General features: G+C 64.3%; 15 protein-coding genes. 8 read left to right on the forward strand and 7 right to left on the reverse strand.

The window, feature by feature from the left end; genetic code table 11:
- Window positions 1-24 precede the first annotated feature (24 nt).
- From hpt to dacB, 3 genes are read right to left on the reverse strand one after another with little or no spacing between them, the layout of a single operon-like run.
- Window positions 25-612 (reverse strand): hypoxanthine phosphoribosyltransferase, encoded by a 588-nt coding sequence (hpt, locus tag HMPREF2993_RS02995; RefSeq protein WP_049154711.1) that lies wholly within the window; start codon window positions 610-612, stop codon window positions 25-27.
- Window positions 602-1,555, reverse strand: a complete 954-nt coding sequence (gene tilS, locus HMPREF2993_RS03000; RefSeq protein WP_083318681.1) for a tRNA lysidine(34) synthetase TilS — start codon at window positions 1,553-1,555, stop codon at window positions 602-604. Before tilS ends, hpt begins: the two co-directional genes overlap by 11 nt.
- On the reverse strand, window positions 1,545-2,831 hold the full coding sequence (gene dacB / locus HMPREF2993_RS03005; protein ID WP_070511124.1) for a D-alanyl-D-alanine carboxypeptidase/D-alanyl-D-alanine endopeptidase: 1,287 nt from the start codon (window positions 2,829-2,831) through the stop codon (window positions 1,545-1,547). The genes tilS and dacB overlap by 11 nt, the downstream gene beginning before the upstream one ends.
- A gap of 69 nt (window positions 2,832-2,900) precedes the next feature.
- Between dacB and HMPREF2993_RS03010 the strand changes: the two genes are divergently transcribed.
- Entirely contained in the window at window positions 2,901-3,374 is a 474-nt protein-coding gene (locus HMPREF2993_RS03010) for an inorganic diphosphatase (protein ID WP_010188812.1), read from the forward strand.
- 414 nt (window positions 3,375-3,788) lie between these two features.
- Window positions 3,789-4,337, forward strand: coding sequence for an endonuclease domain-containing protein (locus HMPREF2993_RS03015; protein WP_246822327.1), 549 nt, complete (start codon window positions 3,789-3,791; stop codon window positions 4,335-4,337).
- Between the two features lie 78 nt (window positions 4,338-4,415).
- On the opposite strand, the gene HMPREF2993_RS03020 is transcribed toward HMPREF2993_RS03015, so the two are convergent.
- Genes HMPREF2993_RS03020 through HMPREF2993_RS03030 form a run of 3 tightly spaced genes read right to left on the reverse strand, consistent with a single transcriptional unit; the run spans window position 4,416 to window position 7,425 of the window.
- Window positions 4,416-5,345, reverse strand: coding sequence for a S41 family peptidase (locus HMPREF2993_RS03020; protein ID WP_070546261.1), 930 nt, complete (start codon window positions 5,343-5,345; stop codon window positions 4,416-4,418).
- Entirely contained in the window at window positions 5,342-6,742 is a 1,401-nt protein-coding gene (locus tag HMPREF2993_RS03025) for an FtsX-like permease family protein (protein ID WP_070511129.1), read from the reverse strand. Before HMPREF2993_RS03025 ends, HMPREF2993_RS03020 begins: the two co-directional genes overlap by 4 nt.
- Complete coding sequence (locus tag HMPREF2993_RS03030; protein WP_070511131.1) at window positions 6,739-7,425, reverse strand: ABC transporter ATP-binding protein; 687 nt, start codon at window positions 7,423-7,425, stop codon at window positions 6,739-6,741. Before HMPREF2993_RS03030 ends, HMPREF2993_RS03025 begins: the two co-directional genes overlap by 4 nt.
- A 98-nt stretch (window positions 7,426-7,523) precedes the next feature.
- On the opposite strand from HMPREF2993_RS03030, the gene HMPREF2993_RS03035 reads away from it, so the two are divergent.
- The gene (locus tag HMPREF2993_RS03035) at window positions 7,524-8,228 is read left to right on the forward strand and encodes a sensor histidine kinase (RefSeq protein WP_070516199.1); all 705 of its coding nucleotides are present in this window, start codon (window positions 7,524-7,526) and stop codon (window positions 8,226-8,228) included.
- Between the two features lie 3 nt (window positions 8,229-8,231).
- On the forward strand, window positions 8,232-8,888 hold the full coding sequence (locus tag HMPREF2993_RS03040) for a LuxR C-terminal-related transcriptional regulator (RefSeq protein WP_070511133.1): 657 nt from the start codon (window positions 8,232-8,234) through the stop codon (window positions 8,886-8,888).
- Window positions 8,889-8,945: 57 nt separating this feature from the next.
- Here the strand turns inward: HMPREF2993_RS03040 and pabB are convergent, their stop codons facing one another.
- Complete coding sequence (gene pabB / locus HMPREF2993_RS03045; protein ID WP_070700947.1) at window positions 8,946-11,582, reverse strand: aminodeoxychorismate synthase component I; 2,637 nt, start codon at window positions 11,580-11,582, stop codon at window positions 8,946-8,948.
- 102 nt (window positions 11,583-11,684) lie between these two features.
- Between pabB and HMPREF2993_RS03050 the strand changes: the two genes are divergently transcribed.
- The 4 genes from HMPREF2993_RS03050 to HMPREF2993_RS03065 all read left to right on the forward strand — a co-directional run bounded on the left by HMPREF2993_RS03050 (window position 11,685) and on the right by HMPREF2993_RS03065 (window position 16,958).
- The gene (locus tag HMPREF2993_RS03050; protein ID WP_010188796.1) at window positions 11,685-11,987 is read left to right on the forward strand and encodes a rhodanese-like domain-containing protein; all 303 of its coding nucleotides are present in this window, start codon (window positions 11,685-11,687) and stop codon (window positions 11,985-11,987) included.
- Window positions 11,988-12,122: 135 nt separating this feature from the next.
- Window positions 12,123-12,452, forward strand: coding sequence for a type II toxin-antitoxin system HicB family antitoxin (locus tag HMPREF2993_RS03055; protein WP_010188794.1), 330 nt, complete (start codon window positions 12,123-12,125; stop codon window positions 12,450-12,452).
- Between the two features lie 60 nt (window positions 12,453-12,512).
- The gene (locus HMPREF2993_RS03060; protein ID WP_046647188.1) at window positions 12,513-12,989 is read left to right on the forward strand and encodes a MarR family winged helix-turn-helix transcriptional regulator; all 477 of its coding nucleotides are present in this window, start codon (window positions 12,513-12,515) and stop codon (window positions 12,987-12,989) included.
- Window positions 12,990-16,958, forward strand: a complete 3,969-nt coding sequence (locus tag HMPREF2993_RS03065; RefSeq protein ID WP_070700949.1) for a Pls/PosA family non-ribosomal peptide synthetase — start codon at window positions 12,990-12,992, stop codon at window positions 16,956-16,958. It begins immediately after the preceding gene.
- Window positions 16,959-16,981 lie beyond the last annotated feature (23 nt).

A 16,981-nucleotide genomic window follows, 5' to 3' on the forward strand; every position in this document is an offset into this window, starting at 1 on the left:
TAAAGCGCCGGACAAGAATAAAGATTAATCGTTGCTGTAGACCGCCGGATGCAGCGTACCTACATAGGGCAGGTCACGGTAGCGCTCGGCAAAATCCAGGCCATACCCCACGACAAACTCGTTGGGGATATCGAAGCCTACATCGAACAGGTCAAGCTCTGCCTTAACCACCTCTGGCTTGCGCAACAGGGTGACCACCTCAAGGGATCGTGGCTGGCGGCCCTGCAGGTTACGGATAAGCCACGACAAAGTCAGGCCGGAATCAATGATGTCCTCCACGATGACCACATCGCGGCCCTCGATATCGCGGTCCAAGTCCTTCAGAATGCGCACAACCCCCGAGGAGGAGGCCGAGTTGCCGTAAGAGGAGACCGCCATGAACTCCAGCTGGGACGGGATAGCCAGCTTGCGGGCGAAATCCGTCAGGAAGAAGACCGCGCCCTTGAGCACGCAGACCAAGATGAGGTCATCGTCGGCATTGCTGTATTTCTTGGACACGCGATCCGCCATCTCTTGGATGCGCGCCTGAAGATCGTCTTCGGTGATGAGAACGTTTTTGATGTCCTCTCCATAAGGATGGGCGGGGACGGCTAAATCATGGTTATCGTGCACGTGAGCGCTCCTTTGCTGACCGAGGCAATAGTGACAGTTTGCCACCAACGCGTGCGACTTCCAACCTTGTACCTTTCTTTTCCCCACGGACGGCGACGGGGCCTTGGCCATGCCACTGCGTGCACAGGGCATCGATGCCGCGCACCGCCTCGCGCGTAACCTCTATTCCCTCCTCGCGCAGCCACGCAGCGATCGCCCGGCGGCGCTTTGGTTCTGGGAGAACGGCCAGCTCGGCGCAGTCGGTGGTGGGGTGTGTGCTGAGGAGGGCGTCGTCAAGCGCGGCGTCGTGGGCTGCCTGGGCTAAGGCCGGGACGGGGTCACCGCCCACGATCTCCTGCAGCCGCGGGAGGATCTCGCGGCGCAGGGCCACGCGGCGGAAGGCTCGGTCCTGGTTCTGGGGGTCCTGCCAGACCTCCAGCCCCAGCTCCGCGCAGGCGGCCTCGGTCTGGGCGCGGCGCACGCTCAGCAGGGGGCGCACAACGCGCACGCCCTCCACCTCGGAGCGCTCGCGCATGCCCGCGACCTTCCCCCGCAGGGCACCCAGCAGCAGGGTTTCGGCCTGGTCATCAGCGGTATGCGCCACCGCCACCTCACCCCAGGGCGCGAAGGCACGGTACCGGGCGGCGCGGGCTTCGGCCTCCACGGAGCCTTGCTTGCCGACGTCCACCCGCAACACCTCCGCCCCCGCCCCCAAGGCGCGGGCCTGCTCGGCAGCCCGGCGCGCCTGCGCGGCCGAGCCTTCCTGTAAGCCGTGGTCGACGCAGAGCGCTGTCACCTCGTGTCCTTCGGCCACGAGAGCGGCGGTCAGCGCCAAGGAATCGGCCCCGCCGGACAAGCCCACGGCGATGACGCGTGGCTGCTCACCGACCACGGCGCGGGCGGCGACGCGGCAGGCCAAGAAGTTGGGGCTTCTGCGCGGCCAAAAAGGTTTCTTAGAAGTCATGGAGGGCAGCGGCGAGAGCATCTTGGGCTTGGCGGGCGGAGGTGACTTCGCCGTCGTTGACTAAGAAGGCGAAGGCGTACACGCGACCCGACTGGCCCTGGGCGGTGCCGGTCAGCGCGGAGGTTCCCGTGAGGGTGCCGGTTTTGGCGCGAACGTACCCGCGGGCCGGCGAATCGGGGTAGCGCTGGTAGAGCGTGCCCTCACCGCCGGCGAGGGGCAGGTAGCCCAACAGCGGGCGCAGCTCCTCGGTGGCTACGGCCTGGTCCATGATGTGGGCGAGTACGTCGGCGGGGATGCGGTTATCGCGGGACAGGCCGGAACCGTCTTTGAGGGTGATGTCGCTGATGTCGATGCCGTGGCCTTTAAGCACGTCGAGCATGGTTTTCGTGGCGCCCTCGAAACTTGCTTCCGCGCCCTGGCTGACGGCCAGCTCGCGGGCGATGGCCTCCGCCATGACGTTATCGGAATCCTTCACCGCTTCCTGGGCGCGCAAAGCCAACGGCTCAGATTCTGTAGCTGCGATGACCTCGGTGTTCTCGGGCGCTGAGCTCGTGTCCGCCTTGTCGGTTCCCAGGCGGGAGGCCAACGCGCGGGCGACGTCGAGGGCCGGCTCGTGGGAGCGCGGAACGTCGCCGGTCTTCTCCCCAATGCGCCCACCGTAGAGCATGGCCGGCTGGATGGGGGCGACGAAACCGCCGTCAATATTGTCATCATCCCAGCCCGGTGCCTGGTCGGGCCCGGCCCAGATGGACGTGTCGATGGAGACCCGCGTGACGGTATCCATCTTCTGCTGAATCTGTTCCGCCAGCTCATCGAGGCGCTCGTCCGTCAGCCAGACATCGCCGGCGGCCTTGATAACGATCTCGCCCTCGTGCTCACCTGCGACCACTTCGGTGGTCAGGCGCTCTTCTTCGTCGAGCTTGAGCGTAGCCGCGGCGAGGGTGAGGACCTTGGTGGCGGAGGCCGGGGTCAGCGGCTTTGCGGGCTCGCGCTCCCACAGCACGTCCTGGGTGGTGGTGTCGATGATCTGCCCGCCGAAAGTGGCTAGAGCCTTGTCCTTGCCTAGCTCATCCAACCTGGCTTTGAGCGCGGCGGCGTCGATATCACCGGGCTCGACGGGCTGGACCAGTGTTGTGGGTTCTTCCTGTTTATAGGGCTGGCCGTGGTCCAGGTGATCGTAGGTGCGCTGGATTTCTACGCCCAAGGCGGCCGTCGCCGCCACGGCTCCCGCCGTGACGAGGGCCGCAGTACTCCACCAGACATGCTTAGCTTTCATCGCCCTTTAGACTAGCGCGGTAGACTAAGCGGAGCACATGCCAACCTATTAGTTTTGGAGGATTCAGCCGTGAGCGTTGAAGTAACCATCGAGATCCCAAAGGGCTCCCGCAACAAGTACGAGATCGATCACGAGACCGGCAAGGTCCACCTCGACCGCTACCTGTTCACCCCGATGGCCTACCCGGCTGACTACGGCTTCATCGACCACACCCTGGGTGAGGACGGTGACCCGTTGGACGCGCTGGTCATCCTCCCGGAACCGGTCTTCCCCGGCGTTGTCGTTGAGGCTCGTGTCCTCGGCGTGTTCAAGATGACCGACGAGGCCGGTGGCGACGACAAGCTGCTCGCCGTCGTCGATGACCCGCGCTGGGAGCGCTACCAGGACATCAACGATGTAGAGCAGCACATCAAGGACGAGATCGAGCACTTCTTCACCCGCTACAAGGACCTGGAGCCGAACAAGGAAGTTACCGGTTCCGGCTGGGGCGACAAGGCTGAGGCAGAGAAGATCCTCGAAGAGGCTAAGGCTCGCTTCAAGTAAGCCGCCACGTTCCGCATGCCGGCGACGGCACTGTCAGGTACGTTTTGGTAAATAGGGGCTGAAAACCTACCAGTTTTTCGCCACTATTTGCGAAAACGTACCTTTTTCGTTCCGGGGGGAACATTGATTGAGATTTATCGGGGGCGCGATGTCTCCCGCGGGGCTCGGCGCAAGGGGGCCATCAAGATTGCGAATGGCTTTTACCTCTCAGAGGAGCCCACACCGCTTCAGCTAGCACAAATCATGTCACGTGAATGGCCTGATTTAGCGCTTGATGGCTATTCCGCCGCGCGCCGGTACCTAGAACAGCCCCTTCAATTCCCGCTCGAGTTTATCCGCGACTCCACTCTCCCATCGAGCACTTATTTTCGCAGCAGGCGGGCACGGCCTAAAGCGCTGGGCAGCATGAACGGGGTGAACGTCTGCAGCCCGCTGCAATGTATTGAGGCGATGGCGCAGGAGGATGCCGTGGCCTTCATCGAGGCCTTCTTCGCCGGGCCGCACGGGCGTTCGCGCATCGAGACCGAGCAGCTGGACTTTCGCCGCCTGCCCAAGCACACGCGCGAAGTTCTGGAAAAGGCCATCGTCGGAGCGGATAGCAAGCCGGAGCGCGACCTGACCAGGGGCCTTGAGCCCCACGTCAAAGTCCGCAACAACGTGCGGATTGGGCCCTACCGCTGGGACTTGGTGCTCGAGGAGCACAAGGTGGCCATCGAGGTGGACGGCTACGCCTATCACAAAGGCGAGAACCGACAACGTTTCGAAATCGACCGCCAAAAGCTGAACGACGCCGTCCAGCGCGGCTATCGGCCCCTCCACTTCACCGCCGCCACGATTGAGCACCACCTTGACGTCGCTGTTCACCAGGTCCTCGCAGTTATCAAAGGGCGGGGCGAGTTCGTCGCCCCGCCCTGGAAGTGGCACCACTACTGGCGGTGGGAGCGCGAGCGTTGGGCAGGCTAGCGTTGCGGCTGAACAGCAGCAACGTGCCGACAACGAACCGGGCTGGCTAACGCTGCGGCTTACTAACACTGCAGCTAACTAACTGCAGCGGGAAGCAAGCCATCCGTCGAGCTCGGATTCGGGTGCATCGGGAGCGATGGGATCCTCGGCGAACTCCTCGCCCGTGCGCGCCTTGTCCTTGGCCGTGGTGAGCATGAGCGAGCGGCCGTCCGGATAGTCCAGGACCACGTTGGCGGAGGCGTAGCCGGCGGTCGGCTTGCCAAAGGTCCGTGTGTTGTCCAGCCCGCGGAAGGCCAGGAGGGTGGCTTCGGCGGAGGAGGCGGTCTCGTCGTCGGTGAGCACGGCGACGGGAATGTTCAGCTTGCCGCCCGACGTGGTGGTGGGCGTGCCACCGCCGGTAACGGAATTACCGTCGATGACCACGTCAGAAGTAGTCATTCGGCTGACGAAGGAGAGGGCGGTGCCATCCGGCAGAAGGGGGCTTAAGCCCGCGTACATCGGGCCCATGTCCCCGCCGTCATTGCCGCGCAGATCCACCACGGCAGCACAGGCCTCCGGGTGAGAGGTCAGACCGTGGGCCAAAGTGTCGGCGTAGGCTTGGCCGTCATCGTGGCGGCCGATGGAGGGCACGGTAGCGCGCAAGACGCCATCGTTGAAGTCAACCGAAGGCTCAGCGCTTTCGGCGGCCTTTTCCTTTTCGGTGCTAAAGACTTTGGAGTGCTTGCCACCGGCAGCGTTGATGGCGGCATCGAGGAGCTCAGCGTTCGTGGGGTCCGCTTTGAAGGCCTCGCGGGCGCGCTGGAATTCTTCGCTCTCGCCATAGATTCCGGAGATCGCGGCAGTATCCACCATCGCAGTGTTGATGCGCTTCTCGCTGGCATTGAAGAGGAAGTAGGGCTTGCCCAGCAGCGCCCCGCCATAGGAGGGGCCGAAGAAATACACGGCCGCGGCCACAGCAACAAGAGCAACGAGAAAGAGTCCGCCGAAGATTTTCAGTACCGTTTTCATTCTTTTCGACCTCCAGTCCGCAGCACGTAGCCGCGCAGGGGTTCAACAAGGACAATGGCAAGCAGCGTGACCAGCCAGCCTATGGCCAAGAAACCGAAGGCCATGAGCAGACGGCCAAGAACGTCGACATCGCTTTGCTCGACACTGGAGAAGAACATCAGTGAGGCGATCCCACCGCCGAAAAGGAAGCCGAAGAAGCTCAATCCCACCACAGGCCCCATGATGGTCAGGGCACCGGAGCGGAACTGGAAACCGCGCGGCACACCCATGAGATCCAGAGAGCGGATGAGTTCCTTGTCTTCGAAGATGCCGGAGACCTGCCCCAGAATGATGGACATGGTGGTCAGCGTGAAGCCGAAGATGAGGGTTAATAAGACGCCGGTGGAGATGTCCTTAAACACCACGTTCATCCCCGGGTCCTCTTTGAGAACCATGGCCAAGGCATCAGAGCCTAGGGGCGCCGCAACGAGGAAGCCCGCCAAGTAGCCGAAGAACGCGATGGCCGCACTCCGCTTCCACGCCGGGCGCGCATTGCCCGCCACTCGCTGGCAGGCCACGAAGTGCGCGGTGCCAGGAAAGAGAGACATGATGTGTGCGCCGAGCTGCAAGATAAAAGGGGAAATGAGGTTGATGCTCATCACCATGCCAAACATGACCACGATGACCATGGCGGTCGGCGGTCCCGCCTTCCCGGAGAGCAACACACCACCGATACCCGCGATGATGAGGAAGACGATGACGCGCCACCAGCGATAGGCCGCGGGCATCTGGCGCTTGGCCACACCCAGGGGGCTCACGCGCACGCGCTGCATGCCGACGAGTGCCGCACCGATGGCCAACACAAAGAGCACACCGGCCACGGCCAGATAACCCCACCACGGGAGGAGAATCTCGGATACAGCAATAGAACGCATCTGGAAATCCACCTGCGTAAAGACCGGCGCGACGAGCAGGCTGATAAGCCCGCCGAGCACGATGCCGAGGATGGCTTGCAGGCCGGTCTCCACGATGGCCATGCGCTCCACCTGGCGGGAGCTCAATCCCAACAGGCGCAGGGTGGCCAAGCGCTGCTCCCGGCCGGAGGCGCCGAGGACGGCGGCTTGGGCAGTGAGGTTAAACAGCGCCGGAAGAATGAAGGCGCAGGCCAGCAGGGCCAGGGCAAACCACGGGTAGAGGAAGGCCTCCATCTCGTCGCCGAAAGCCTCCTGCAGAGCGGGCGCGGCCTCCTCGACGTGCTGAGCGCGCTCCCAGAACATCCAGGTACCGCCCGCAACCAGGAAGGCGATGGCGGAACCGATGGTCAGGCTCACAATCGCCAGCAAAGAAACGATACCCGTTCCGGAGCGCGCGCGAATCGATTCGCGCTGCAGGTCAAAGACTAAAGTCGCGGTGTTCATCGGATCACCTCGAGGCGGCGGTCGTCGTGGATGATGCCATCGCGAATCTCCACGCGGCGCTGCATCCAGTCGGCCACCTTCGGGTCGTGCGTGACCATGACCAGGCTGGCACCGGACTGGCGCACGATGGTAGTCAGCATCTGCATGACCTCGTGACCGGTGGACTGATCCAGCGCACCGGTGGGCTCGTCGGCGAAGACCACACCCGGGTTCGCCACCAGCGCACGCGCAATGGTCACGCGCTGCGCCTGGCCGCCGGAGACCTGCGCCGGGCGACGCTCCGCCAAACCGCCCAATCCCAGCTGGTCCAGCAGCTGCATCGCGCGCTTGCGCGCAGCACCGCGCGAGACCCCGTTGAGCATCGCGGGAAGCGCTACGTTGTCCACGTTGCTCAGCTCCGGCAGCAACTGGCCGTCCTGGAAGACGAAGCCGAAGTTGCGCAGGCGGAGGCGGGAGCGGGGGCCGTCGCCAAGCGCGGAGAGCTCGTCATCCCCGTAGCGCACGCTGCCGTGCGTGGGGGTCAGCACGCCGGACATGCAGTGCAGCAGCGTGGACTTGCCGGAGCCAGATGGCCCCATGACGGCCACGAGCTCGCCCGGTTCAATGTCGAGGGAGATTCCGGCGAGCACCGGGCCGCCGCCGAAATCCTTGGTGATGTCTGTCAGGGAAAGTGTCTGTGCCATGTCTCTCATTCCACCGTGAAGGGCCCGCAGAAAGAACAGCCCTAGCGTTGCTCTTTACGGTAGTGCCAGCACTACCCCTGTAGTCGGTAGCGCCCGTTATGCTGAAAGCCGTGTTCCGAAGAAAACCCCAGCCCACCAACCATGAGCAACAGCAGGCGCAGAAGATTGCACAGCTCACGGCCTCGCGCCGCGCCATCGCGGACGCCTATGAGGTGGAGCGCGCCCGCATCGAGCGCGACTTGCACGACGGCGCGCAGCAATACCTCGTGGCCGCGAGCATGAAGTTGGGGGAGGCTCTTCTCGACGCCCCCTCTGAAATTGCCGAGCTTCTCACCGCTGCCAAGCAGGACGTGGACCGCGGCCTGCACTCCCTGCGCGCCACGGTGCACGGCATCCACCCACAGGTGCTGCAGGATCACGGTTTGGTCGCCGCGCTTGCCGACGTCTCCTCCTCCCACGGCCCCCACGTCAGCGTCTTCGCCCCGCATCCTTTGCCCAAGCTTTCCGCCTCCGTGCTGGCCTGCGGCTACTTCTTCGGCACGGAGGCTTTGACCAACGCGGCCAAGCACGCGCCCGGCGCGCCGGTGTCTGTTTTAGTGATCGCGGATGATTCGCTGCGCATCACCGTGGTGGATGAGGGCCCGGGTGGCGCGCAGGTTGTACAAGGTCACGGCTTGGCGGGGATGGCCGAGCGCCTCGCCGCCTTTGGCGGGGAGATGACGCTGAGCTCTCCCCCGGGCGGGCCCACGAGGCTGGCATGCTCGATTCCACTTCTTCTCGATCGCGGACAGTCAGGAGTTTAAGAAATGAGTTTGAGAATCGTGGTGGCGGATGACTCCGCCATTCTGCGCGAGGGCCTCGCCGGCCTTCTGGAGCGCCGCGGGCATTCAATTGTGGGCCAGGCGGATTCTGCTCCAGCTTTGGAGGCCGTGGTGGATAAGCTGCGCGATGAGCTTCCGGACATCGTCATCACGGACGTGCGCATGCCGCCGGGCATGGGCGATGACGGCTTGAAAGCTGCCGTGAACTTGAGAAATGCATATCCGGGCTTACCCGTCATGGTGCTCTCCCAGTATGTGGCCCCCGCATATGCGGTGGAACTCTTCGACTCCCCCGATGCCGGCACCGGCTACCTTCTGAAGGACCGCGTCTCCGAGGTGCGGGACTTCCTCTCCAGCTTGGACGTGGTGGCCCAGGGCGGCACCGTCATCGACCCCACCGTGGCGCAGGCCCTCATGAGCTCTGGGCGCAGCGGCCTGGGCGAGCTCACCCCGCGCGAGCGCGAGGTCCTCGAGTTGATGTCCCGCGGCAAGTCCAACAAGGACATCGCCACTGATCTCGTCTTGTCTTCCGCTGCGGTGGCCAAGCACGTCTCCAACATCTTCACCAAGCTGCGTCTCGACCCCAGCGAGGACAACCGCCGCGTGAAAGCCATTCTGGAGTACCTCTCAGCGCACCGCTAAAGCCCAAGGCGAGCATCGAATGCTGCTATGAGGCGTTGAGATAGAGCGGGATCGTGCTCATTGGGTTCGCGGAATTGTAGCGCACATACTATCTAGCACGCTGCGCCAGTGCTCAAGGCGTGCGGCGTCGGGTGCCGGCTGCGGCTTCCCGTCGAGCTGCACCACCGGGGTAATCCCGTGCAAGGCGTTGAGGGTCCACAACTCTAGGCCGGCAAGATCGGACAGACCGAGCTTGCGCTTTTCGACGCTCCCCTCTTCTCCCACCGCAGCAACCAGCAGAGACTCAGTGACCGAACGCAGCCGAGGCGCGTCCATCGTGAGCATCGTGTCGCCATCCCAGGCGATGAGCGCTGCGGTGGTGGTTTCGCAGACCACGCCCTCGTCGGAGATGAGCAAGGTATCGTCCTGCTCACGAAGCTCTGAGAACAGCACCAGATTCGGCCCCTTGACATGCGGATATTCCACTGTTGCCGTGGCGCTGTGCAAGCGGGTAGTTTTCCGCTGTTCGGGAAGGGGGCGCAGGCGGAGTGCGAAGCCGCTGGGGCCGGCCTCCAGACGCGGGAACCACCGCCCCCGAGCGGGCAGGTGTTCCTGGACTGCGTGGAGGAAGGATCGAGGGGAGTCCATCCCCAAGGCCTCTGCACCCGCGGTAAAGCGCTCGCAGTGTAGCTCAAAGCCGCGCACCTGGCCCTCTTCAAGACGGAAGGAGTCGATCAGCACGGGCTCGGGAAGCGATGGGACGGGAAGCAGCTCGCCCGCTTCGAAGCGGTAGCAGTGCTCCCCGGGGAAGGCCTGCCCGCAAAGTTTGAGGAGCGGGGCGGACTTATCCACGATCTCCTGCCACTCGGCATCCGGGTCCGAAAGAGCCAGTACCGCTCCACCAACGCCATAATGCAGTCTCCCGGAATGCAGGACGATGCTGCGGATAGTCATAGCGAAATCAGCGCTGCCATCGCAACCGAGATAGCCGATCGCACCGGAGTACACCCCACGCGGCGCGGCCTCGAGCTCACGGATGATCTCCATGGTGCGGACTTTCGGCGCACCGGTCATAGAGCCACCGGGAAAGGTGGAGCGGAGGACGTCGATAAGCGAGGCATCCGGGCACAACCGAGCAGAAACGGTGGAGACCAACTGGTGCACGGTGGCAAAGCTGCGAACCGCGAAGAGTTCTTCGGCATGCACGGTGCCTGGAATCCCCACACGGGTGAGATCGTTGCGCACTAGGTCAACGATCATGAGGTTTTCCGCGTGATCCTTCGGGTTACTGGCCAGGTCCGCCCGCAGCTGTTCATCGGCGGTGGGGTTGTGGCCACGTGGGCGGGTGCCTTTGATCGGCTCCGAGCAGACGACGCCGCCAGACACTTTAAGGAAGCGTTCCGGGGAGGCGCTAGCCACTGCGAGCTCAGGGAGCACCAACAACGAACGCATCGGCGCGGGCACCTGCTGCCGAAGGCGCTGGTAGAGGGCCAGCGGATCGAGATCGGCTGCCGCCTCGAGACTGGTAGTGAGGCAGACTTCGTAGGTCTCACCCGCACTGATGAGCTCTTGGGCGCGGCGGATCTTCTCCTTATAGCTGGCGGCGGTATCGCGGCAGATCAGCGGGCCAATCGCACTGGTGTCGAAACGCCTTTGCTGAACAGGGTTGCCGGCGAGTCCTTCGAGGAGCCGCCAGGTCTGTGCCAGCCAGGAGGCCGCGGATTCCTGGCAAATCAGCTGCACTCTCTGCCCACGGATGGCCACCACGCCTGGCGCGCGGAAGAGACCATGAGGGTGGTGTGTGGGCAAGCCGCCGAGGGCCTCGTAACCCAGATAGCCGAACACACCTGGAACGCCGAGGCACCCCGCGGGGCGGGAAAAGCGAGGGGGCTCCGCTAGTGCTTCCATTCCCACCATTTCTCCCAACGGTGCAATGATCGAAGTGCCCTCGAACTCTAGCAGCGCCCCTTTGCCGCCTAGGACATCGAAGACGTCGAGGGGATCGATGGCGAGTAGGCGCTCCTCCACGTGCAGTGGTGGCAGGGGCGCAACTGAGGGGGTGTCGACTTTGACGTCAGGAGATGCCACCTCGTTTGCTTCGGGACAAGCGATAGCCAGGAAGTTCTCGAAGAGCCGGAGACCGTGTTCGCTACAAATCGACTCCGGGTGGTACTGCACGCCCCACCAGCGGCGTTCTTCGCTGCGGCCAGCCATGATGAGGCCATCTGTCGTATGCGCGAGTTCCTTCATACCGGAAGGCAGCTTATCTACCACCAATGAGTGATAGCGCACCACATCGTGACAGGTGGGAATCCCGGCATAGAGCGGATCCTCGGAGCAATGTATGGTGCTCACCCGCCCGTGCACAGGCTCTGGGGCCGGAGCGATCCGTGCGCCGAGGTGCTGGGCCATCGCCTGGAAGCCCAGGCACACCCCCAGCACCGGCACCGTGGCACGCTCTAGAACCTCGGCGCAAAAGCCGATGTCCGCCGCACACTCTGGAGTTCCCGGCCCCGGTGAGAGAACCACCGCGTTGTAGCCGGTCAGCGGCACGGGCTGGGTATTGGGGGTGACCCCAACCTCAGCGCCTAACCGCACCAGGTAGTCCACGATGTTGAAGGTGAAGGAGTCAAAATTATCCACCACGAGCACTCGAGAACCAAAGAAGCGACCCGTGGGGTCTCCGGGGATAAGCGCGACAGCGCTGGAGTTCATCACCTGAATAAGTGTGGCATAAGGGCGCGCCGGGGCCGAAAGTGCTGCTCACGCTACGGTGCCCCACCAGCCTCACAACCGCGCCCGCGTAAGCTGGTGCGCATGCAGAACGTACAACCCACCGAAGTACCCGAGAACGCCCAGCTCATCGACGTCCGCGAGGACCACGAGTGGAACACCGAGCACGCCCAGGGCGCCACGCACATCCCGATGGGAGACCTAGTCGAGCGTCTCGACGAGATTGACCCGGACCGCGATATCTACGTCATCTGCCATGCAGGCGGGCGCAGCATGCAGGTCTGCCAGTACCTCGAGCAGGCAAAGGGCTGGGACGTCATCAACGTCGAGGGCGGCACGGATGGTTGGAAAGCACAAGGCTGCCCTATGGTTTACCCAAACCACTAGTGGTACCATTTGCGGTACCATCCAGGTGTGGTTTCCAAGATAGAAAAGATCCTCACAAAGATGCGGACCTCACGGACAAACGTCCGCTTCTCAGAGCTGCAACTTGTGTGTGACTTCTATTTCTAGGAGCAGATCATGAATCTCGCAGACAAATACACCTACCAAACCGCTTGGTCAGAAGAAGATGGCGAGTTCGTTGCCACAGTCCTAGAGTTCCCTTCCCTGTCATGGCTGGACACAACCGCGGCCACCGCAGAAGCCGAGTTGCGCAGCGTCGTCGAAGAAACTCTAGAAGATATGCAACGCAACAATGAACGCATCCCGGAACCATTCGGGCAGCGAAGCTTTTCGGGGAAGTTCAACCTCCGCATACCTCAGTCACTTCACCGAGACCTAACCATCGAAGCAGAACGGGAAGGCGTTTCTCTCAACACACTCATCGTGCAGAAGCTAGCCTCAGCCTGAAACTAATGGGCCACAACCCATGATTTAAGTTTGCCACCTTAGGCGCGTAGTATCGTCGGCATGCCTTCATTGAATTCTGTATCCATTCCGACCGCGCTCTTGGAGTCCCCCTCCTTCCAGCTGGAGCGCCTCCGCCGCCGCACCCGCGAAGGCGTCGAGGCCGCGCTGCAAACGCAGCAAACCACCCTGCGCGAGTACTGGGTGCTCACCTGCCTCGTTGCGGAGACCGCGTCCTCCCAGTCCGCACTGTCGGAGACCTTGGCCATCGACGCCTCCGACATGGTGCGCCTGCTCGATTCCCTGGAGTCCCGCAACTGGGTTAAGCGCGAGCGCGATGCCAAAGATCGCCGCCGCCAAATCATTGCCTCCACCAAGAAGGGCGTGAAAGCTCACAAGGAGCTTGCCGTCCTGGTGTCGAAGGCCGAGGACGAAGCCCTCGACGAATCCACCAACAAGCAGCTCAAGCATCTGCGCAAGCTGGCCGCCGCCATCATCGCGGCGGACGCACCCGCCGATACCGAAAGCGGTGATGCTTAAATGACAGAGCCCGAAAACCTTCCTAGTACCGGGGGCCGCCACGCCCTCCGCACCGATGAGCCCGAGACCCCAGCGATGCCCGAGGTCCCCGAGCACTACCTCCTCGGCGACGAGGCCGCCCCCGCGCGCACCTTGTGGGACATCGTTAAGACCACCGCTGAGCACTACCCCGAGGCCGCGGCCCTCGACGACGGTGAAATCCTCACCTACGCCGAGCTGCTTGCCGACGTCTCCGCATGGGCCACCGAGCTCCACGCCAGCGGTGTGCGCCGCGGCGACCGCATCGGCATCCGCATGACCTCCGGCAAGCGCGAGCTCTACCTGGCCATCCTGGCCACACTCGCCGCCGGCGCGGCCTACGTGCCGGTCGACGCCGACGACCCCGATGAGCGCGCCGAGATGGTCTTCGGCGAAGCCGACATCGACGGTGTCTTCACCGATGAGGGCTTCCGCATGCTGCGCGAGGCGCGGCGCACGTCCGATGACAAGGGCGGTGGAGACGGCGCGCTTTTCGACGAGCCACGCCCCGAAGACACCGCGTGGATCATCTTCACCTCCGGATCGACGGGCAAGCCCAAAGGCGTGGCCGTGAGCCACCGTTCCGCGGCCGCCTTCGTGGACGCCGAAGCTGCCCTCTTTTTGGCGGATAGCCCGCACGGCCCCCTCGGCCCGGACGACCGCGTCCTAGCCGGCCTGTCCGTGGCCTTCGACGCCTCCTGCGAGGAAATGTGGCTGGCCTGGGGCCACGGCGCCTGCCTGGTCCCGGCCCCGCGCTCCCTGGTGCGCTCCGGCATGGACTTAGGCCCCTGGCTCATCCGCCGCGACATCACGGTGGTCTCCACCGTGCCCACCTTGGCCGGCCTCTGGCCAGCCGAGGCCCTGGATAATATCCGCCTCCTCATCGTCGGCGGCGAAGCCTGCTCCCAGGAGCTCACGGACCGCCTGGCCACCGAGGACCGCGAGATGTGGAATACCTACGGCCCCACCGAGGCCACCGTCGTGGCCTGCGCGCAGCGCATGCTGCCAGGCAGGCCCGTATCGATTGGGTTGCCGCTGAAGGGTTGGGATCTGGTGGTCGTCGACAAGCACGGCGTCCCCGTGAACATCGGTGAGGTGGGCGAGCTCGTCATCGGTGGCGTGGGCCTGGCCGCCTACCTGGACCCGGTGAAGGACGCGGAGAAGTACGCGCCGCTGGAGTCCCTGGGTTGGGAGCGCGCCTACCGCACCGGCGACCACGTGCGCCTGGAAGAGGACGGCCTGTATTTTGTCGGGCGCGTCGATGACCAGGTCAAGATTGGTGGCCGCCGCATCGAGCTCGGTGAGGTAGAGGCCAACGTCGCCGCGCTCCCGAACGTGTACAACTCCGCCGTGGCCGTGCAGAAGACGCCGGGCGGCGAGTCCGTGCTCGTCGGCTACGTCTCCCTGGATGACCCGGATGCCGGGTTCGACCACGAAGCGGCACACGCCCGCCTAGCGGAGACCATGCCGGCAGCGCTCGTCCCGCGCATCTGCGTCATGGATGAGCTGCCGATTCGAACCTCCGGCAAGGTGGATAAGAAAGCCCTGCCGTGGCCGCTGCCGGGAGTGGGCGTGGAGGCAGACGGCCTCAACCCCACCGAGCAGTGGCTGGCGGAGCTGTGGGTGGACACCCTGGGTGTTTCCGTGGAGGACGTCAACGCAGACTTCTTCTCTCTCGGCGGCACCTCGCTGGCCGCGGCGACCTTGGTCGGCCGCATCCGCGAGCGCTTCCCCACCGTGGCCGTGCGCGACCTCTACGACCACCCGCGTCTGGGTTCGCTGGCAGAGCAGCTTGCTGGTGCCGAGTCCGTCGAAAACGCCGGGCCTTCCCGCGAGGTCACGCCTGTCGGCGCAGGCACGCGCATCGCGCAAACGTTTATCCAGCTGCCCATCATGACGCTGGCTGCCACGACGTGGCTGGCCTGGCTGCTACTGGGCTCCAACCTGGCGAACCTGCTGGGCGTGGAGTGGGCCATGACCACCCCGTGGTGGCTGGTCATCCTTCTCCTCGTCATCTTTGTCACTCCCATCGGCCGCATCCCCATCGGTGGTTTCGGCGCGCGGCTGATCACCGCCGGCATTAAGCCCGGCGAGTACCCGCGCGGGGGCTCCACGCACCTGCGTATTTGGGCAGCGGAGCGCTGGGCGGATGCTTCTGGTTCGCGCTCGATCGCGGGCGCTACGTGGGTCAACAACTATGCCCGCGCGCTGGGAGTGAAGATGGGCCGCGGAGTGGACCTGCACTCGCTGCCGCCTGTGACGGGTCTGCTGACCCTGGGCAAGCACGCCGCGATTGAGCCCGAGGTCGATCTCTCCGGCTACTGGCTCGACGGCGATATCCTGCACGTCGGTGCCATTGAGGTCAAGGAAGGCGCTCGCGTGGGCGCGCGCTCGACGCTGCTCCCAGGAACCGTTGTGGGCAAGGATGCCCACGTCGAGGCTGGCTCCACCGTCACTGGGCGCAAGAAGATCAAGGACGGCCAGCGCTGGTCCGGCTCGCCTGCCAAGAAGGTGGGCCGCTCCAAGCACCGCTTCCCGTCGCATGCCCCGAAGCGCCGCCCGTGGTGGGTAGCCATCTACGGCGCTACCTCTATCTTGCTGGCCTTCCAGCCCATCGTGGCGCTGGCCGTGGGCGCTGCTGTCGTCGTGGGGCTCATCGCGGTGACCGATGGTTCCCCTTACGTCGGATCTATCTTCTTCGCTCCGCTCGGTGCCCTGGCGGCGTTTGCCACCTTCATGCTGCAAACCTGGCTGGGCGTGCGCATCCTCTCGCTGGGTATCAAGCCCGGTGTGGCACCGGTGCGCTCCGCCAAGGGCTGGCGCCTGTGGGCCATCGAGCGCCTCATGGATGATGCCCGCACGCAGCTCTTCCCCATTTATGCTTCCCAGATCACCCCGGCCTGGCTGCGCTCCCTGGGCGCCACAATTGGCAAGAACGTGGAGATTTCCACGGCCGTCATGGTGCCCAAGCTCACTGAGGTCAAGGACGGCGCATTCTTGGCGGATGACACCATGATCGGCGGCTATGAGCTCGGCGGCGGCTGGATGCTTACGGGTGAGACCAAGGTGGGCAAGCGGTCCTTCGTGGGCAACTCCGGAATCACCGGTCCGGGCCGCAAGCTGTCGAAGAACTCGCTGGTGGCTGTGCTGTCCTCGACGCCGAAGAAGACCAAGTCCGGTGCCAACTGGTGGGGTTCCCCGCCGGAGCGCATGCGCCGCGTGGAGGCCCACGTGGACGGTGTGGAGGGCGAGTCCCTCACCTACAACCCGGGCTTTGGGGTCAAGGCCGCGCGTGGTGCGATTGAGACCATGCGCCTACTGGCGCCGATGACCTCGGCCATGCTGCTGGCGGGCACGTTGGCAACGCTTTACGCGCTTGCCGACGCCCTCAGCATCGCCGCCGCCTGGGCCCTCGGCGGTGTCATCCTCATGGTGGCGGGCGCCATCGCGATGGCGATCACCGTGGCGGTCAAGTGGATCTGCGTGGGCACGCAGACCGCCGGCGACCACCCGCTGTGGTCCGCCTTCGTGTGGCTCAACGAGCTGCAGGACACCTTCGTGGAGGCGGTTGCCGCCCCGTGGTTCTTCACCCACACCTATGGCATGGGTGAAATCAACCAGGGCCTGCGCGCGCTGGGCGTGACGATTGGCCGCGGCGCGTGGATTGATTCTTATTGGTTCCCGGAGACGGACTTGTGCTTCGTGGGCGAAGGCGCGTCCGTTGGCCCCGGCACCGTGGTGCAAACGCACCTCTTCCAGGACCGCGTCATGAGCCTGGATACCGTCACCATCAAGGCCGGCGCCACCCTGGGCTCGCATTCGGTGGCGCTGCCTGCCTCGGTCATCGGCAGCGTGGCAACCGTCGGCCCCGGCTCGCTGGTCATGCGCGGCGACCAAGTCCCGAGCAACTCCGAGTGGCAGGGCAACCCGATTGAGCCCTGGAAACACTAGGTAGGCAAAGAAAGGAGGCGGCA

The organism is Corynebacterium sp. HMSC068G04 (genome assembly GCF_001814885.1).
GTDB lineage: Bacteria > Actinomycetota > Actinomycetes > Mycobacteriales > Mycobacteriaceae > Corynebacterium > Corynebacterium hiratae.

Bases quoted from the DNA above. Each gene is read 5' to 3' on its own strand.
- HMPREF2993_RS03020 (WP_070546261.1), bottom strand. From the start codon at position 5,345: ATGAAAACGGTACTGAAAATCTTCGGCGGACTCTTTCTCGTTGCTCTT.
- pabB (WP_070700947.1), bottom strand. From the start codon at position 11,582: ATGAACTCCAGCGCTGTCGCGCTTATCCCCGGAGACCCCACGGGTCGC.
- HMPREF2993_RS03035 (WP_070516199.1), top strand. From the start codon at position 7,524: ATGCTGAAAGCCGTGTTCCGAAGAAAACCCCAGCCCACCAACCATGAG.
- HMPREF2993_RS03065 (WP_070700949.1), top strand. From the start codon at position 12,990: ATGACAGAGCCCGAAAACCTTCCTAGTACCGGGGGCCGCCACGCCCTC.
- HMPREF2993_RS03030 (WP_070511131.1), bottom strand. From the start codon at position 7,425: ATGGCACAGACACTTTCCCTGACAGACATCACCAAGGATTTCGGCGGC.
- tilS (WP_083318681.1), bottom strand. From the start codon at position 1,555: ATGACTTCTAAGAAACCTTTTTGGCCGCGCAGAAGCCCCAACTTCTTG.
- dacB (WP_070511124.1), bottom strand. From the start codon at position 2,831: ATGAAAGCTAAGCATGTCTGGTGGAGTACTGCGGCCCTCGTCACGGCG.
- HMPREF2993_RS03055 (WP_010188794.1), top strand. From the start codon at position 12,123: ATGAATCTCGCAGACAAATACACCTACCAAACCGCTTGGTCAGAAGAA.
- HMPREF2993_RS03025 (WP_070511129.1), bottom strand. From the start codon at position 6,742: ATGAACACCGCGACTTTAGTCTTTGACCTGCAGCGCGAATCGATTCGC.
- HMPREF2993_RS03060 (WP_046647188.1), top strand. From the start codon at position 12,513: ATGCCTTCATTGAATTCTGTATCCATTCCGACCGCGCTCTTGGAGTCC.
- HMPREF2993_RS03050 (WP_010188796.1), top strand. From the start codon at position 11,685: ATGCAGAACGTACAACCCACCGAAGTACCCGAGAACGCCCAGCTCATC.
- HMPREF2993_RS03040 (WP_070511133.1), top strand. From the start codon at position 8,232: ATGAGTTTGAGAATCGTGGTGGCGGATGACTCCGCCATTCTGCGCGAG.